At 63.4% G+C, this 265-nt stretch carries 1 pseudogene; it reads left to right on the top strand.

The annotated features are described in order from the left end of the window. Positions 1 to 265, top strand: a pseudogene (locus R0J92_RS23655) (D-glycerate dehydrogenase); the annotation flags it as partial.

The following is a 265-nucleotide window of genomic DNA, read 5'->3' as shown; positions in this document are numbered from 1 at the left end:
ATCGACGCCGCGGCAATCGAACAGGCTGGTCCCAATCTCAAGCTGATCGCGAATTTCGGCAACGGCGTGGACAATATCGACGTCACCGCTGCCGCAAAGCGGGGCATAACCGTCACCAATACGCCGAATGTCCTCACCGAGGACACCGCGGACATGACCCTGGCGCTTCTGCTCTCGGTGCCAAGACGTCTGGTGGAAGGCGCCAATGTGCTCGGTGAGCGCCACGGGCAGTGGCCGGGCTGGTCGCCGACCTGGATGCTGGGAC

This window comes from Tritonibacter sp. SIMBA_163 (assembly GCF_046535935.1).
Taxonomy (GTDB): Bacteria; Pseudomonadota; Alphaproteobacteria; order Rhodobacterales; family Rhodobacteraceae; genus Epibacterium; species Epibacterium scottomollicae.
This window is presented reverse-complemented; position numbering and strand designations above follow the sequence as displayed.